The organism is Streptomyces sp. NPDC051976 (genome assembly GCF_040680795.1).
Classification (GTDB): domain Bacteria; phylum Actinomycetota; class Actinomycetes; order Streptomycetales; family Streptomycetaceae; genus Actinacidiphila.
The window spans coordinates 81,848-97,839 of the sequence record NZ_JBFAXL010000026.1 but is presented as its reverse complement, the minus strand read 5'-3'; the positions used below and the strand labels follow the sequence as shown (position 1 = coordinate 97,839).

Sequence of the window (15,992 nt, the reverse complement as noted above, 5' to 3'; positions counted from 1 at the left end):
CCTGGCCTCGCCCGCCGAGGGGATTTGCGCTGCGGTTGCGGGGCTTCGGCCGGTGCTCAGGCCGGGCGGAAGCCGATGGTGGGCACCGCGCGGCGCAGCGGCCAGCGGCGGGGAGCCGCCGGGAGCAGGTCGTCGAGGAAGGCGAACCGGCTCAGGGCCGGGTCGGCGGCGCCCGCCACCGCCGCGTCCTTCGTCTGCTGCCACCAGGAGGCGATCTCGATCCAGCCGGGTGCGGAGAGCGAGCCGCCGAACTCCTGGACGGACAGCGCGGCCGACAGCGAGGCGAAGGCCAGCCGGTCGGCCAGCGGCCACTGGGCGAGGGTGCCGGTGACGAATCCGGCCACGAAGACGTCTCCCGCGCCCGTGGGGTCCAGCGCCTCCACGATCAGCGCGGGCACCTCCGCGGTCTCCCCGCTGCCGGAGTCCACCGCGAAGGCGCCCTCGGAACCGAGCGTGACCACCGCGAGCGGCACCAGCTCGGCGAGCCTGCGGGCCGCCTCCTGGGCGCTGTCGGTCCGGGTGTACCGCATGGCCTCCGCGGCGTTCGGCAGGAAGGCCGCGCAGTGCCGCAGCCCTTCCAGGTCGGCCGGGTCCCAGCGCCCCGTCTCGTCCCAGCAGACGTCGGCGAAGACCTTCGTGCCGGAGGCCGCCGCCGAGCCGATCCACTCCTCGTCCGCCTCGCCCTCGCCGCTCGTGCCGCGGTGGCCCAGCGCGGCCACGGCGGCCCGCGCGGGCGGCGGGCACGCCGGTGCCGCCTCCTCGGGCGGCGGCGCCTCGTGCCCGTGGGTGACCATGGTCCGCTCGCCCTCGTACGCCATCGAGACGGTCACCGGGGAGTGCCAGCCGGGGATCCGCCGCGACAGGCTCAGGTCGATGCCCTCGCCGGACGACAGGCTGTCCCAGCAGTAGTCGCCGTACACGTCGTCGCCGAACGCCGCCGCCAGCGTCGTCCGCAGGCCCAGCCGGGCCAGCGCCGTCGCCATGTTCGCGATCCCGCCGGGGCTCGACCCCATACCGCGGGCCCACGACTCGGTCCCGCGCACGGGCGCGCTGTCCAGGCCGGTGAAGATGATGTCGAGGAACACGGTGCCGGTCAGATAGACGTCGGTCGCCGGGTCCCCCGCGGCGCGCACCGCGCCGAGCGGGTCGAGAACGGGCTGGTCGTCCATGCATTCACTGTCCCATGGCGGTTGTCCGGGCCCCCCGACCTGCCCCCTGGTGTCGCCCCCGGGACCACCCGCCGGCGGAGCCTGGGCGCGCAGTTCCCCGCGCCCCTTCGGGGCGCAACCTCTTCCGCCCGGGAGAGCGAGGTCTTTCAGGGGCGCGGGGAACTGCGCGACAAGCAACCCAGCGGGGGAAGATCCGGGGAGGACATCAGGCGGCAGGACGGGCGGGCACACGGATGAGGCTGACGATTCTGGGCGGGGGCGGCTTCCGGGTGCCGTTGGTGCACGGGGCGCTGCGGGCGGATCCGACGGTCACGGAGGTGACGCTGTACGACACGGACCCGCAGCGGCTGCGAGTGATCACCGCGGTGCTGGCGGGCTCGGAGGGGGGCCCGCCCGTACGGGCGGTGACGGATCTGGACGAGGCCCTCCGCGGAGCGGACTTCGTGTTCTCGGCCATCCGGGTGGGCGGTACGGCCGGACGGGTGCGGGACGAGCGGCTGCCGCTGGCGGAGGGGCTGCTCGGGCAGGAGACGGTCGGCGCGGGCGGGGTGCTGTACGGGCTGCGGACGCTGCCGGTCGCGGTCGCCGTCGCGGAGCGGGTCCGCGCGGTGGCGCCGCGGGCATGGGTCATCAACTTCACCAACCCGGCGGGCATGGTCACCGAGGCGATGTCGCAGGTGCTGGGGCCACGGGTGATCGGCATCTGCGACTCGCCGGTCGGTCTGGTGCGGCGTGCGGCGCTCGCGGCGGGCGCCGACCCGACGGCGCCGGGCTTCCGCTACGACTACGTGGGGCTCAACCACCTGGGCTGGCTGCGCAGCCTGGTGTGCGACGGCCGGGACCTGCTGCCCGGCCTGCTGGCCGACCCGGCGGCGCTGGGCACCTTCGAGGAGGGACGCCTCTTCGGCGCGAGCTGGCTCGCGGCGCTCGGCTCGCTGCCCAACGAGTACCTGCACTACTACTACTTCCAGCGGGAGTCGCTGGCCGCGGTGCGCTCGGCCGCCGCCACCCGGGGCGAGTTCCTCGACCGGCAGCAGGGCGACTTCTTCGCCGAGGCCGACCGGACGCCAGGCGAGGCGTACACGCTGTGGCAACGCACCCGGATGGAGCGCGAGTTGACGTACATGGCCGCCAGCCGCGAGGCCAGCGGCGGCTGGCAGCGCGACCCGCACGACCTGGACGGCGGCGGCTACGACCGGGTGGCGCTCGCGCTGATGCGGGCCATCGCACACGACGAGCGCGGCACGCTGATCCTCAATGTGCCCGGCGGCGGCGTGGTGCCGTTCCTGGACGACGACGCGGTGGTCGAAGTGCCGTGCGAGGTAGGCGCGTTCGGGGCGCGGCCGCTGCCGGTCGCACCGCCCGACGCGCACCAGGCCGGGCTGATGCTGGCGGTCAAGGCCGTGGAGCGCGCCACCATCGAGGCGGCCGCCACCGGGTCACGGGCGGCCGCGCTGCGCGCCCTCGCGCTGCACCCGCTGGTCGACTCGGCGGCGGCCGCCGAGCGCGTCCTCGACGCCGCGCGGTGGTGACCCCCTGATCGCCGCCCACCTGAGCTGACGTGGTGACAGCGGCGGCTGGACCTGCGGCGATCACCACGCGCGTAGACCATCCTTGACCAGCCAGGATCGATGGGTCTAGGTTCTGCGCACCAACGAGCGTTGAAGGAGCACCGCCATGCCCCGAGCCCGACTCTCCGCCCGCACCCGCGCCCTGGCCGTCACGGCCGCCGCGGCGTCCCTCGGAGCCGCGTTCTACGGAGTCGGCGTCGCCAGCGCGCACGACTCGGTGCCGCGCAGCGACAAGGAGATCCCGAACCTCACCAACGTCGTCTCCGAGATCAAGGCGTACTACGGCGACACCGTCACCGGCGGCGAGCACTACGCCTCCGCGGACAGCAACTACGCGCAGCAGGTGGCCGGCATAGAGGCCAAGGCCACCGCGTACCTGTCCCACCAGGCCCGGCACACCCGGCACGGCGCCAAGCCCGCCATCGTGCTCGACGTCGACGACACCAGCCTGCTGACGTACAACTACGAGCTGGAGGTGGGCTTCAACTACACGCCCGCCAGCAACCAGGCGTATCTGGACAACAAGAACATGGCCGCCGTCTTCGGCATGGACACCCTCGCCAACTGGGCCGCGGACCAGGGCATCACGGTCTTCTGGATCACCGGCCGCGGCGAGGCCCAGCGCGCGGACACGGTACGGAACCTGACCGCCGTCGGGTACAAGCCGGCGCCCGACACCACGCACCTGTACCTGAAGAACCCCGCGTCGCCGCCCGCGTACCTGCCGTGCGGCGCGACCTGCACCACCATCGAGTACAAGTCCGGCACCCGCGCGCACATCGAGTCGCTGGGCTACGACATCATCGGCAACTTCGGCGACCAGTACAGCGATCTGTCCGGAGGGCACGCGGACAAGGGCTTCAAGCTGCCGAACCCGATGTACTTCCTGCCGTAGCGGACGGCGGGGCGGGCGGCTTCGGGGGCGGCCCGGCGGGCGGTGGCCCGGACGGCACGTGGCGGGAGGGCACCGGGACCCGCATGAGGTCCTGGGCCACCGTCAACTCACCCTCGAAGCCTGCCTCGCGGGCCTGGCGCGCGAAGGCGTCGGGGTCGGTGTAGCGCTGCGAGAAGTGGGTGAGGACGAGGTGCCGCACTCCGGCGCCCCGGGCCACCTCCGCCGCCTGACCCGCCGTCAGATGACCGTGTTCCGCGGCCAGCCGGGCGTCCTCGTCGAGGAAGGTGGACTCGATGACCAGCAGGTCGCAGCCCTCGGCGAGGGCGTGGACGCCGTCGCACAGCCGGGTGTCCATGATGAAGGCGAAGCGCTGGCCGCGCCTCGGCTCGCTGACGTCCGCCAGCCGTACCCCGCCCAGCGAGCCCTCACGCTGCAACCGCGAGACGTCCGGCCCGCTGATGCCGTGCGCGGCCAGGCGCTCCGGCAGCATCCGGCGGCCGTCGGGTTCGGTCAGCCGGTAGCCGTACGACTCGACCGGGTGCGAGAGCCGGGCCGCGGACAGCGTGAAGGCGGGTGTCACCACGAGGTCGCCGTCGGCGGACACCGGCGCCTCGCGCAGATCCGCGTTCTCGCGGTAGGCGGTGGCGTGGCGCAGCCGGTCGAAGAAGTGCTGCCCGCTCGCCGGGTAGTGCGCGGTGACCGGGTGCGGGACCTGGTCGAGATTGATCCGCTGGATGACCCCGGCCAGGCCCAGCGAGTGGTCGCCGTGGAAGTGCGTGACGCAGATCCGGGTCAGGTCGTGCGCGGCGACCCCGGCGTGCAGCATCTGGCGCTGGCTGCCCTCACCGGGGTCGAACAGGATGCCCTCGCCGTCCCAGAGCAGCACGTAACCGTTGTGGTTGCGCTGGCGGGTCGGCACCTGGCTCGCGGTGCCGAGGACGACGAGTTCGCGGGCGGACAAGGGCGTTCTGCCTCAGACCAGTCGCTGCAGGTCGCGCCCGCCGAGCACATGGGCGTGCGCGTGGAAGACGGTCTGGCCCGCGCCGGGGCCGGTGTTGAACACCACCCGGTAGCCGGTGCCGTCGACCTTCTCCTGCGCGGCGACCTCGGCGGCCTCCCGCAGCACGTCGACCGCCGCCGCCGGATCACCCGCGACCAGCGACGCCGCGTCGGCGTAGTGCACCCGCGGGATCACCAGCACATGGGTCGGCGCCTGGGGGTTGATGTCCCGGAACGCGACGGTCGTGTCCGTCTCCCGGACGATCGTCGCCGGGATCTCCCCCGCCACGATCTTGCAGAACAGGCAATCCGCCTGCGGCTCTCCCGCCATGAGCGGCACCCCTCTCGGACGCGGTCGCTGTCCCCGGCATGCTATCGGCCGTGACGCCGCGGGACGATCTACCAGCGGCCCCGCGGGGTGTCAGCCTCCGCCGCGCCCCAGGCGTCCCGGGGGTCGTCCGGGGCGTCGTCGGGCTCATAGCGGGCGCGGAAGTTCTCGTCGGACAGGCTGCTGTAGGAGGAGGCACTGAGGATGATCCACAACCCGGGGGTGACGGCGAGCTCGTCGCGGCCGGGGAGATGGAGGGTCTTGGGGTCGTCCCCGGCGTCGAGGGGGCGGCCGATGAAGGCAGACACCTCGGCGAGGTTCTCGCGTCCGCGCCACAGCAGCGCCAGGACGCTCCGGGGCTTCTGACGGAAGCGCTGCGGGCGCTGCCAGAGTGCGGGGTGGCCCAGCGGTCCGCCGCTCTGGGGGATCACCATGTCGTAGCGGTGCTCCATGAAGCCGTTCCAGTTCTCTGCCAGGAACTCCTCCGTGCCCTCCTCACAGACGAACCAGGAGCCGGGGAAGGCGTCACGTGCGGTGTACCTGGACGGGGGCCGCAGCACACCCTGGTCCTCGGGCGCCGCCTGGGGGGCGACACCCAGGAAGTCGCACACCGCGGTGTAGTTGGCCGGGCCGCTCCAGTAGATGGCCCGCGCGTACGATCCCTCGGTCCGCTCGCGGTAGCGCTCGACTCCGGGGACGAGGCGCTCGGCGGGGTCCTCCGGGGCGTAGTGGTCCAGCAGCCAGGCGGAGTTGACTGCCATGCACCCGCCGTAGTCCCAGCGCAGCACCCACATGCCGGGCCGGACGGAGGAGATCTTCGCGTCCTCGTCCTCCCACTCATGGCGCGGCAGGGCGAGCGTGTCGCGGTCGGCCGTCGCGGCGTCGGCGCCGACCAGCTCGCAGACTGCACCGAACGCGGCGTCGCCCGACCAGTGCAGCGCCTCGACGGTGTTCGGCCTGCTGCGGTAACGGGACACGCCCTCCCGCCGGAAGGGCTGGTCCGCGAGGCCCGCGGCGGAGACGCCCCGCTGGTCGTAGTGGCGTGCGAAGCCCCTCCCGTCCAGGGCGATGCAGTCGCCGCCCACCATGTAGTGACTGATGACCCAGTCACCCGGCACGGCCCGCCGCTCGTCCCTCCCCGGGAGGTAGATCCCCTTGCGGTCCGCCACCTCCGGCCGGTCCGTGACACCCACGAAGTCGCAGACCTGCCGGTAGTTCGCGTCGCCCCGCCACTTGATGGCGTCCACGTAGACGTAGTTGCTCCGCACCCGCACGACGGTCTCCCCCCGGAACCCGGACACTGCCACCCCACAGTGCCCGGCGCGGGCGGCCCGCCGCTAGGGCACCTCGGGCAGGGTCGGCGGGGACTTCGGCGGGGTGCTCTCCAGGGCGGCGAGGGCCAGCGCGATCGCGGTGTCGAGTTGCGGGTCGCGGCCCGCGGCCCAGTCCTGGGGGGCGTGGACGACCTCGATGTCCGGGTCCACGCCGTGGTTCTCGACGTCCCAGCCGACGCCCTCCAGCCAGAAGGCGTACTTGGGCTGGGTGACGCCGGTGCCGTCCACGAGGTGGTAGCGGCTGTCGATGCCGATCACGCCGCCCCAGGTGCGGGTGCCGACGACAGGGCCGATGCCGAGCGCCTTGATCGCCGCGTTGACGATGTCGCCGTCGGAGCCGGAGAACTCGTTGGCGACCGCGACCACCGGCCCGCGCGGCGCGTCCTGCGGGTAACTGATCGGGTGGGCACCGCGCGGCAGGTCCCAGCCGACGACGCGGCGGGCCAGCTTCTCCACCACGAGCTGCGAGGTGTGGCCGCCGCGGTTCTCCCGTACGTCGACCACCAGGCCGTCGCGGGCGACCTCGACGCGCAGGTCGCGGTGGAGCTGCGCCCAGCCGCTGCTGACCATGTCCGGCACGTGCAGATAGCCGAGCCTGCCGCCGGACGCCTGGTGCACATGAGCGCGGCGGCCCGCCACCCAGTCGTGGTAGCGCAGCGGCTCCTCGTCGGCCAGCGGTACGGCCACCACGTGCCGTACGGGGCCGCCCGCCGCGGGCGCCACGGCCAGCTCCACCGGCTTGCCCGCGGTGCCGACCAGCAGCGGTCCCGGACCGGCCACCGGGTCGACGGGGTGGCCGTCGACCGCCAGCAGGACGTCCCCCGCGCGTACCGCCACGCCCGGCGCGGCCAGCGGCGAGCGGGCGTGCGGGTCGGAGGACTCACCGGGCAGCACCCGGTCGATCCGCCAGCTCCCGTCCTCGGTACGGGAGATGTCCGCGCCGAGCAGTCCCTGCCGGTGCAGCGGGTCGCGGAAGCCGCCGGGCGGCACCACATAGGCGTGGCTGGTGCCCAGCTCGCCGTGCAGCTCCCACAGCAGGTCCACCAGGTCGTCGTGGGTGGCGACCTGGTCGAGCAGCGGCCGGTAGGCGGTGGCCACCGCGTCCCAGTCGACGCCGCCCATGTCGGCGCGCCAGAAGTTGTCGCGCATCAGGCGGTGCGTCTCGGCGAACATCTGCCGCCACTCGTCCTGCGGCCTGACCGTCACCCGCACCCGTGACAGGTCGACGGTCACCGAGCCGCCCGCGTCGTCGTCGCCGTCGGACTTGCTGTCGGCGGGCACCACCCGCAGCCGGGAACCGCTGGTGACCAGTACCCGGTTGCCGTCGCCGGTCACCGCGAAGCCGTCGACGTCGTCGGCGATGTCCTCGATACGCAGCTGCCCCAGGTCGTAGCGCTCCAGCACCGAGCCGGGCGGCTGCGCCTCGGGGGTGGCCAGGCCCGCGCCGAGGACGCCGACCAGCGGGTGGCGCAGCCAGAGCACCCCGCCCTTGGCCGCCCGCAGCGATGAGTAGCGGCCCGCCTCCACGGGGAACGGCACGATGCGGTCGGCCAGGCCCTCGGGGTCCACGCGGGTCGCGGGAGTACGCGGCCGGTCGTCCTTGTCGCCGCCTTCCTTCGCCTTGGCCGTCCCCTCCGGCTCGTCCGCCGCGTTGTCGGCGTCGTCGTCCGCCGCGTCGTAGGGGCGGCCGTGCCGCTGCGGGCCGAACGGCGACGGTGTGGTGGCCGCCAGTGTGATCAGGTACGGGCGGCAGGCGTTGGGGAAGGACAGGTCGAAGACATGCGCGTCGTAGACCGGGTCGAAGGCCCGCTCGGACAGGAACGCCAGATGGCGGCCGTCGGCGGTGAAGGCGGGCGCGAAGTCGTTGAACCGCAGCGGGGTCGCGTCGGTCACCGCGAGGTCCGCGGTCGCCGCGAGCTTGAGCTGCCGCAGGTCGCCGGGGCCGGGGTGCGACCAGGCCAGCCACGCGGAGTCCGGGGAGAAGGTCAGCCCCGAGGCGTCGCCGCCGTCACCCGCGGCCACCTCGCGGACCTCGCCGGTCTGGGTCTCCACCAGCAGCACCCGGCCGTCGTGCGAGGCGACGGCGATCCGGTGCCCGTCGGGCGACACCTCCAGCTCCAGCACCCGGCCGAGGCGGCCCGCGGCGAGCCTGCGCGGCGCGCCGCCGGAGGTGGTGCCGGACGTGGTGCCGGTGGCGGGGGCGACCTCCAGGGCGTCCTCGCCGTCGGCGTCGGTGACCCACACGACCTGCTGCTCCCCGTCGGCGCCGCCCTGGCCGAACACCCGCGGCAGCCGGGTCCGTACTCCCGGCTCGGCGGCCAGCGCCCGCGCCGGGCCGCCGCGGTGCGTCACCCAGTGCGTGGTGCCGCGGACCTCGACCGCGCTGCCGCGGCCGGTGTGGTCGGGGCGCGCGTCGCCCAGGTGGTGCGCGGCGCGTACGGGGTGCGGCCGGAGGTCGGTGCGCTGCCCGCCGAGCACCACCTCCAGCGGGCGCGACGCGGCGTCCGGGTCGGTGCCGGTGTCGAGCGCGTCCACCAGGTACAGCCGGCCGCCCGCCGCGTAGGCGACGCGTACGCCGTCGGTGGCCGCGTGGCGGGCGTAGAAACCGGCGCCCGCGCCGGGCCGTCCGAGCGGGCTGTGCCGCCGCAGGTCGCCGCCGTCGGGCAGGCTGGAGTACAGCGCGCCGGTGCCCTCGTGGTCGGAGAGGAAGGCGATCCGCTCCCCCACCCACATCGGGCACTCGATGTTCCCGGCGAGATCGGCGTGCACTCGCCGGAAACCGCCGTCACCGGCCGGGTCGATCCACAGCTTGCCCGCGGTGCCGCCGCGGTACCGCTTCCAGTACGCGGCCTCGCGGCCCATGGTGACCGACTGGAGCAGCACCGCGCCGTCCGGGCCGTACGCCAGGTCGCCGACCGGGCCGTACGGCAGCGTGCGCGCGGGGCCGCCGTCGAGCGGCACCTCGCGGGCCCAGGTGCGGCGCGAGGACGCCTGGCCGTGGGCGGTCACCGCCACCAGGGCGCCGTCGGGCGTCCAGCCGCGCACAGCGGTGCGGATGTCGCCCCAGTACGTCAGGCGCTGCGACGCCCCGCCCTCCAGCGGCGCCACATGCACCTCCGGAGCGCCGTCCCGGGTGGACGTCCAGGCCACCGACTCGCCGTCGGGCGACACCCGGGGGCGGCCCACCGGCATGTTGTCGGCGCTGACCCGCCATGCCCTGCCGCCGTCCAACGGCGCCACCCACACGTCGTCCTCAGCGGCGAAGGCGATCAACTCCCCGTGCGGGTGGGGGTGTCGCAGATACGAGGGGTGCGCCTGGCGCGAGCGGTCCGTCACTCCGCCACCCTAACCACCACGATCAACTCTTCGCCGAGCAGTTTCCCAGGCCCCGGACGTCCCAGACGGTCTTCTTGCCGACCACCGCGGTGAGATGGCCCTTCACGCACTTCTGGTCCAGCTGCTGGGTCACGCTGCCCTTCACCGTGATCTTCTGCTTGTCGTCGGTCTGGCCGAGGCAGGTGACCTTGTCCTCGGTCTTGCCCGTCGTGGCGCTGCACGACAGCCAGGCCACATGGACCTTGTCGTTCTTGAGCGCTTGCGTCGCCAACTGGTCGGTGGTGGCCGACACCGCGCTCGCTCCGAGACCGTTCGCGGGATCACAGCCCGCGGTCGCCAGCGTGGCGGCCACCGCGATGAGTAACCCGGCTCCCCACTTCAACTTCCTTGCCCGTCCCATCCCTCCACGGTCCGCCTGTCGGCCGCCGCCGTAAATCCCCCCGACGACGGACTTGTCCCTTACGGGATGCGCGGGGGAAGGGGTGACGCTCAGCTCCAGCGGGAGGTACGGCCGAGCAGCAGCGCGCCCGCGGCGACACCCGCGGTGGAGGTGCGCAGCACGGTGGGGCCGAGGCGGTACGGGGGCGCGCCGGCGGCGGCGAAGGCGGCGAGTTCCTCGGGAGCGACGCCGCCTTCGGGGCCGACCACCAGCACCACGGACCCGGAGGCGGGCAGCGGGGCGGCGGCCAGCGCGCTGGAGCCCTCCTCGTGCAGGACGCCCGCGAAGTCGGCCTCGGCGAGCAGCGCCGCCACCTGACGGGTCGTCATCAGCTCGGCCACCGAGGGGAATCGCAGCCGCCGCGCCTGCTTGGCCGCCTCGCGGGCCGTCGCCCGCCACTTGGCCAGCGACTTGGCGCCGCGGTCGCCCCGCCACTGGGTGACGCAGCGGGCCGCCGCCCAGGGCACGACGGCGTCGACGCCGACCTCCGTCATGGTCTCCACCGCCAGCTCGCCGCGGTCGCCCTTGGGCAGCGCCTGGACGACGGTGATCCGCACCCCGGGCTCGGGTTCGGCGCGCACCTCCCGTACGTCCACGTCGAGCACGTCCTTGCCGGAGACGGCGGCGACGACACCGTACGCACCGCGCCCGGTGCCGTCGGTGAGCACGATGTCCTCGCCGGGCTCCAGGCGCCGCACGGAGACCGCGTGGCGGCCCTCGGGTCCGGTGACGGTGATACGGGCCGGATCGCCGTCCAGCGCCTCGGGGGCGACCAGGAACACCGGGGCGGTCACGCGAGCACCTCCCGGGCCGCCTCGATCTCCTCGACGAGCAGTTCGACCAGGCGCCCGGCGGAGACGTCGCGGGCCAGCCGGTGGCCCTGGCCCGCCCACAGCGCCATGCCCTGCGGGTCGCCCGCCGCGGCGGCGGCCTTGCGCAGGGCGGATGTCAGGTGGTGGATCTGCGGGTAGCCGGGCGGGGCGTACGGGCCGTGCTCGCGGACGAAGCGGTTGAGCAGGCCGCGGGCGGGCCGCCCGGAGAAGGCGCGGGTCAGCTCGGTGCGGGCGTAGACGGGGTCGGTGACGGCCCGCTTGTGCAGGGGGCTCGCGCCGGACTCCGGGCAGACCAGGAAGGCGGTGCCGAGTTGGGCCGCGTCGGCCCCGGCGGCCAGCACCGCGGCGATCTGGCCGCCGCGCATCAGCCCGCCGGCGGCGATCACCGGCAGCGTGACCGTCTCGCGTACCTGCGGGATCAGGGCGAGCAGGCCGATGCCCGCGCAGTCCAGCTGCGGGTCGTCGCGGTGCGTGCCCTGGTGGCCGCCGGCCTCCACGCCCTGGACGCACACCGCGTCGGCGCCCGCCCACTGCGCGGCGAGCGCCTCGGACGGCGAGGTGACGGTCACCACGGTGTACGTGCCGGCCTTCGCGAACGCCTCGATCACCGCGCGGTCGGGGCAGCCGAAGGTGAAGCTCACCATCGGCACCGGGTCCTCCAGCAGCAGGGAGATCTTCGCGTCCCAGGCGTCGTCCGTGCCCGCCTCCGGGTCACCCAGCGGCGTCCCGTACCAGGCGGCCTCGCCCGCGAGCTGCTCCGCGTAGACCGCGACCGCCGACGGGTCGGCGGTCGGCGCCTGCGGCACGAACAGGTTCACCCCGAACGGGTGCGAGCTGAGGTGCCGGACCTGCCGGATCTCCTCGTACAGCGCCTCGGGCGTCTTGTACCCCGCGGCCAGGAACCCCAGGCCCCCGGCCGCGCCCACGGCGGACGCCAACTGCGGGTTGGACGCACCACCGGCCATCGGCGCCTGGATGATCGGATACGTCGAGAACGACGACAGGTCGGTCAACGCGGACATGCCGTCATCGTCCCACGCGGCTTCGCCGTCCGGCGCGGCACCCTGACCCCCGCGGCCCCTACCGGCGGTAGCACCAGGCCCCTGCGGCGGGCCCGGCACCGCCGGGACGCGCCGCGGGGGGGCGGGAAGAAAGGGGCCTTGCGGCCCCCTTCCCCTAGCGGCCGTTGAAGGCGTCCTTCAGGCGGGAGAAGAGGCCCTGCTGGCCGGGGGCGAACTGGCCGGTGGGGCGTTCTTCGCCGCGGAGTTTGGCCAGGCGCCGGATGAGGTCTTCCTGGTCGGCGTCGAGCTTGTTGGGGGTGACGACCTCGACGTGGACGACGAGGTCGCCGCGGCCGCCGCCGCGCAGGTGGGTGATGCCGCGCTGGTGCAGCGGGATCGACTGGCCGGACTGGGTGCCGGGCCTGATGTCGATCTCCTCCAGCCCGTCGAGCGTCTCCAGCGGGCACTTGGTGCCCAGCGCTGCCGCCGTCATCGGGATGGTGACCGTGCAGTGCAGGTCGTCGCCGCGCCGCTGGAACGTCGGGTGCGGCACCTCGCGGATCTCCACGTACAGGTCGCCGGCCGGCCCGCCGCCGGGGCCGACCTCGCCCTCGCCCGCGAGCTGGATCCGGGTGCCGTTGTCGACGCCCGCCGGGATCTTGACGGTCAGCGTACGGCGGGACCGCACCCGCCCGTCGCCCGCGCACTCCGGGCACGGGGTCGGCACCACGGTGCCGAAGCCCTGGCACTGCGGGCACGGCCGGGACGTCATGACCTGGCCGAGGAAGGAGCGGGTGACCTGCGAGACCTCGCCGCGGCCGCGGCACATGTCACAGGTCTGCGCCGACGTCCCCGGCGCCGCGCCCTCACCGCTGCACGTGCCGCAGGTGACCGCGGTGTCGACCTGGATGTCCTTGGTCGTGCCGAACGCGGCCTCGTCCAGCTCGATCTCCAGCCGGATCATCGCGTCCTGGCCCCGCCGGGTGCGCGAGCGCGGCCCGCGCTGCTGCGACTGCCCGAAGAAGGCGTCCATGATGTCGCTGAAGTTGCCGAAGCCGGCCCCGAAGCCGCCCGCGCCGCCGCCACCGGCGGCCGACAGCGGATCACCGCCGAGGTCGTAGACCTGCTTCTTCTGCGGGTCGGAGAGCACCTCGTAGGCGGCGTTGATCTCCTTGAACCGCTCCTGCGTCTTCGGGTCCGGATTGACGTCCGGGTGCAGCTCGCGGGCGAGTCGGCGGAAAGCCTTCTTGATCTCGTCCGGGCCTGCGTCGCGGCGCACGCCGAGTACGGCGTAGTAGTCCGTGGCCACTTACGACTCCGCCAGGATCTGTCCGACGTAACGTGCCACTGCGCGTACCGCTCCCATCGTTCCGGGGTAGTCCATGCGGGTCGGTCCGACCACGCCGAGTTTGGCGACTGCCTCGTCGCCCGAACCGTAGCCGACCGCCACCACGGAGGTGGAGTTCAGGCCCTCGTGAAAATTCTCATGGCCGATGCGAACCGTCATCCCCGAGTCCTCGCCGAGCAGCTTGAGCAGCACCATCTGCTCCTCCAGCGCCTCGAGGACGGGCCGGATCGTCAGCGGGAAGTCATGGTTGAACCGGGTCAGGTTCGCCGCGCCGCCGAGCATGATCCGCTCCTCGGTCTCCTCGACCAGCGTCTCCAGCAAGGTGGCCAGCACGATCGAGACCGCGGCGCGGTCGTCGGGGTCGAAGCTCTCCGGCAGGTCCTGCACCAGCGGCGGCACGTCGGCGAAGCGGCGGCCGACGACCCGGCTGTTCAGCCGGGCCCGCAGATCCGCGAGCACCGTCTCGCCGACCGGCACGGGGCAGTCGACCAGCCGCTGCTCCACCCGTCCGGTGTCGGTGATCAGCACCAGCATGATCCGGGCGGGCGCCAGCGCCAGCAGCTCCACGTGCCGCACCGAGGACCGGGTCAGCGACGGGTACTGCACGACCGCGACCTGCCGGGTGAGCTGCGCGAGCAGCCGTACCGTACGGGCCACCACGTCGTCGAGGTCGACCGCGCTGTCCAGGAAGTTCTGGATCGCGCGGCGCTCGGCGGCCGAGAGCGGTTTCACTCCCGCGAGTTTGTCGACGAAGAGCCGGTAGCCCTTGTCGGTGGGGATACGGCCCGCGCTGGTGTGCGGCTGGGCGATGTACCCCTCGTCCTCCAGAACCGCCATGTCGTTGCGGACCGTGGCGGGCGATACGCCCAGCCGGTGCCGCTCGGTCAGCGCCTTGGAGCCGACCGGCTCCTCGGTGCCGACATAGTCCTGGACGATGGCACGCAGCACTTCGAGCCTGCGTTCGCTCAGCATCGCGCACCTCCAGCCGTAGGGCTTCGCCGGTATCCGTCTGCCTGGCACTCCGCCATTTCGAGTGCCAGCTTCCCCGCAGCAAGTGTACGGCGCGGTAGCAAGGGCTCCACAAGGGCACCGCAAGCCGATCGTTAGGCGCGCGATTCGGCGGGCGCGGCGATACGGTCGCCCTCGTGGATTCTGTGGAGAGCACGGGCGAGTCGGTGTGGGAGCAACTGGCTCCCGGCGTCGCTCGGCGAAGACTGCCCTACCTCGATGTGACCATCGGCCTGGTGGTCGGTGAGGTCGGCGTCCTGCTGGTGGACACCGGGTCGACGCTGCGCGAGGGCGCCGAGCTGCGGGAGCAGGTCGAGGCGCTGACCGGCCGTCCCGTCACCCATGTCGTCCTGACGCACGGCCATTTCGACCATGTCTTCGGCACGGCCGCCTTCCCGGGCGCCGAGGTGTACGGGCAGGCGTCGCTCGCGGGCTATCTGCACCGGGAGCGGGACGCGCTGCGCGCGTCGGCCGTCGCGCTGGACACCGACCCGGACGAGGCGGCGGCCGCCGCGGACGCGCTGGTCGTGCCGGGGCACGGCGTGGACGGCGAGTACCCGCTCGACCTCGGCGGCGACCGCCGGGTCCGCCTGGTGCACCCCGGCGCCGGGCACACCGACCACGACCTGGTCGTGGTGGTGCCGGGCGCCACCGCGAGCGACCCGACGGTGGTGTTCTGCGGCGACCTGGTGGAGGAGTCGGGCGAGCCGCAGGCCGGGGACGACGCCGTCCCCGAGCGCTGGCCCGCCACCCTGGACGCGCTGCTCGCCCTGGGCGGCGAGACCGGGCGCTACGTCCCCGGCCACGGCGCGGTGGTCGACGCCCGCTTCCTGCGCGCCCAGCGCGACGCCCTCGCCGCCCGCTTCGACGCCGCTCCCTAGGATTTCCCCCATGCGCAGCAGGAACTACGACGCCGACCTGACCCCGCCCTGGAAGAAGAAGGGCGCCGCCGCGCCCGAGGTGGCCGCGGAGACCGATCTGGTGGTCGAGGAGGCCGCGACGGGGTTCTGCGGGGCCGTCGTGCGGTGCGAGCGGACCGCCGAGGGCTTCACCGTCACTCTGGAGGACAGGTTCGGCAAACACCGGGTCTTCCCGATGACGCCGGGCGGCTTCCTCATCGACGGCGAAACCGTCACCCTGGTGCGGCCCGGGCCGCCGTCCCCCCGCGGCCCGCTGCTGTCGGCCTCCGGCTCCATCGCCGTCACCGGCGCCAAGGCGCGCGTCGCCCGCGCCGGGCGGATCTACGTGGAGGGCCGTCACGACGCCGAGCTCGTGGAGCGGGTCTGGGGCCACGACCTGCGGGTCGAGGGCGTCGTCGTGGAGTATCTGGAGGGCGTCGACGACCTGCCCGCCATCGTGGACACCTTCTCGCCCGGCCCCGACGCCCGGCTCGGCGTCCTCGTCGACCACCTGGTGCCGGGTTCCAAGGAGTCCCGTATCGCCGCCTCCGTCACCGGCTCCGACGTGCTCGTGGTCGGCCACCCGTACATCGACGTCTGGGAGGCCGTGAAGCCCGCCTCCGTCGGCATCCGCGCCTGGCCGCGCGTCCCCAGGGGCCAGGACTGGAAGACGGGCGTCTGCGAGGCTCTCGGCTGGCACATGAGCACCGGCGAGGCGTGGCAGCGCATCCTGGCGTCGGTCCACACCTACAAGGACCTGCAGCCGGAGCTCCTGGGCCGGGTGGAGGAGCTGATCGACTTCGTCACCGCGCCGTAGCGGCCGGGGCGACCG

Annotated in this window: 14 protein-coding genes; 4 read left to right on the top strand and 10 right to left on the bottom strand. The window is 73.8% G+C overall.

Going from position 1 to position 15,992, the window contains the following annotated elements; translation table 11 throughout:
• Nucleotides 1–56: 56 nt before the first annotated feature.
• Nucleotides 57–1,169 carry a PfkB family carbohydrate kinase gene (locus AB0M29_RS24785; protein WP_365386104.1) on the bottom strand — a complete coding sequence of 371 codons (1,113 nt, stop codon included), beginning with the start codon at nucleotides 1,167–1,169 and terminating at the stop codon, nucleotides 57–59.
• A 233-nt stretch (nucleotides 1,170–1,402) separates the two neighbouring features.
• Between AB0M29_RS24785 and AB0M29_RS24780 the strand changes: the two genes are divergently transcribed.
• Nucleotides 1,403–2,701 carry a 6-phospho-beta-glucosidase gene (locus AB0M29_RS24780; RefSeq protein ID WP_365386102.1) on the top strand — a complete coding sequence of 433 codons (1,299 nt, stop codon included), beginning with the start codon at nucleotides 1,403–1,405 and terminating at the stop codon, nucleotides 2,699–2,701.
• Between the two features lie 145 nt (nucleotides 2,702–2,846).
• Nucleotides 2,847–3,635 carry an HAD family acid phosphatase gene (locus AB0M29_RS24775; protein WP_365386100.1) on the top strand — a complete coding sequence of 263 codons (789 nt, stop codon included), beginning with the start codon at nucleotides 2,847–2,849 and terminating at the stop codon, nucleotides 3,633–3,635.
• On the opposite strand, the gene AB0M29_RS24770 is transcribed toward AB0M29_RS24775, so the two are convergent.
• From AB0M29_RS24770 to hrcA, 9 genes are all read right to left on the bottom strand, one after another.
• Nucleotides 3,601–4,596 (bottom strand): ribonuclease Z, encoded by a 996-nt coding sequence (locus tag AB0M29_RS24770; protein ID WP_365386098.1) that lies wholly within the window; start codon nucleotides 4,594–4,596, stop codon nucleotides 3,601–3,603. The two genes, AB0M29_RS24775 and AB0M29_RS24770, sit on opposite strands and share 35 nt — an antisense overlap.
• A 12-nt stretch (nucleotides 4,597–4,608) precedes the next feature.
• On the bottom strand, nucleotides 4,609–4,965 hold the full coding sequence (locus AB0M29_RS24765) for a histidine triad nucleotide-binding protein (RefSeq protein WP_365386097.1): 357 nt from the start codon (nucleotides 4,963–4,965) through the stop codon (nucleotides 4,609–4,611).
• A gap of 68 nt (nucleotides 4,966–5,033) precedes the next feature.
• Nucleotides 5,034–6,236 carry a hypothetical protein gene (locus AB0M29_RS24760; protein ID WP_365386094.1) on the bottom strand — a complete coding sequence of 401 codons (1,203 nt, stop codon included), beginning with the start codon at nucleotides 6,234–6,236 and terminating at the stop codon, nucleotides 5,034–5,036.
• A gap of 63 nt (nucleotides 6,237–6,299) precedes the next feature.
• Entirely contained in the window at nucleotides 6,300–9,632 is a 3,333-nt protein-coding gene (locus tag AB0M29_RS24755) for a PDZ domain-containing protein (protein ID WP_365386091.1), read from the bottom strand.
• A gap of 22 nt (nucleotides 9,633–9,654) precedes the next feature.
• Entirely contained in the window at nucleotides 9,655–10,032 is a 378-nt protein-coding gene (locus tag AB0M29_RS24750; protein ID WP_365386089.1) for a hypothetical protein, read from the bottom strand.
• A gap of 89 nt (nucleotides 10,033–10,121) precedes the next feature.
• A complete protein-coding gene (locus AB0M29_RS24745; RefSeq protein ID WP_365386086.1) occupies nucleotides 10,122–10,865 on the bottom strand; it encodes a 16S rRNA (uracil(1498)-N(3))-methyltransferase in 744 nt (247 codons plus the stop codon).
• Nucleotides 10,862–11,926 (bottom strand): nitronate monooxygenase, encoded by a 1,065-nt coding sequence (locus AB0M29_RS24740; protein WP_365386083.1) that lies wholly within the window; start codon nucleotides 11,924–11,926, stop codon nucleotides 10,862–10,864. Before AB0M29_RS24740 ends, AB0M29_RS24745 begins: the two co-directional genes overlap by 4 nt.
• Before the next feature lie 154 nt (nucleotides 11,927–12,080).
• On the bottom strand, nucleotides 12,081–13,214 hold the full coding sequence (gene dnaJ / locus AB0M29_RS24735) for a molecular chaperone DnaJ (RefSeq protein WP_365386081.1): 1,134 nt from the start codon (nucleotides 13,212–13,214) through the stop codon (nucleotides 12,081–12,083).
• Entirely contained in the window at nucleotides 13,215–14,225 is a 1,011-nt protein-coding gene (gene hrcA / locus AB0M29_RS24730) for a heat-inducible transcriptional repressor HrcA (RefSeq protein WP_365386079.1), read from the bottom strand. It abuts the gene before it with no gap.
• Between the two features lie 182 nt (nucleotides 14,226–14,407).
• On the opposite strand from hrcA, the gene AB0M29_RS24725 reads away from it, so the two are divergent.
• Together AB0M29_RS24725 and AB0M29_RS24720 are read left to right on the top strand one after the other, a co-directional pair.
• A complete protein-coding gene (locus AB0M29_RS24725; RefSeq protein ID WP_365386182.1) occupies nucleotides 14,408–15,142 on the top strand; it encodes an MBL fold metallo-hydrolase in 735 nt (244 codons plus the stop codon).
• Nucleotides 15,143–15,152: 10 nt separating this feature from the next.
• Complete coding sequence (locus AB0M29_RS24720; protein ID WP_365386076.1) at nucleotides 15,153–15,977, top strand: DUF3097 domain-containing protein; 825 nt, start codon at nucleotides 15,153–15,155, stop codon at nucleotides 15,975–15,977.
• The last annotated feature ends 15 nt before the right edge of the window (nucleotides 15,978–15,992 follow it).

Excerpts from the sequence above, each read along its gene's own strand:
- AB0M29_RS24775 (WP_365386100.1), top strand. The coding sequence starts at position 2,847 with ATGCCCCGAGCCCGACTCTCCGCCCGCACCCGCGCCCTGGCCGTCACG.
- AB0M29_RS24785 (WP_365386104.1), bottom strand. The coding sequence starts at position 1,169 with ATGGACGACCAGCCCGTTCTCGACCCGCTCGGCGCGGTGCGCGCCGCG.
- hrcA (WP_365386079.1), bottom strand. The coding sequence starts at position 14,225 with ATGCTGAGCGAACGCAGGCTCGAAGTGCTGCGTGCCATCGTCCAGGAC.
- AB0M29_RS24740 (WP_365386083.1), bottom strand. The coding sequence starts at position 11,926 with ATGTCCGCGTTGACCGACCTGTCGTCGTTCTCGACGTATCCGATCATC.
- AB0M29_RS24750 (WP_365386089.1), bottom strand. The coding sequence starts at position 10,032 with ATGGGACGGGCAAGGAAGTTGAAGTGGGGAGCCGGGTTACTCATCGCG.
- AB0M29_RS24780 (WP_365386102.1), top strand. The coding sequence starts at position 1,403 with ATGAGGCTGACGATTCTGGGCGGGGGCGGCTTCCGGGTGCCGTTGGTG.
- AB0M29_RS24720 (WP_365386076.1), top strand. The coding sequence starts at position 15,153 with ATGCGCAGCAGGAACTACGACGCCGACCTGACCCCGCCCTGGAAGAAG.
- AB0M29_RS24765 (WP_365386097.1), bottom strand. The coding sequence starts at position 4,965 with ATGGCGGGAGAGCCGCAGGCGGATTGCCTGTTCTGCAAGATCGTGGCG.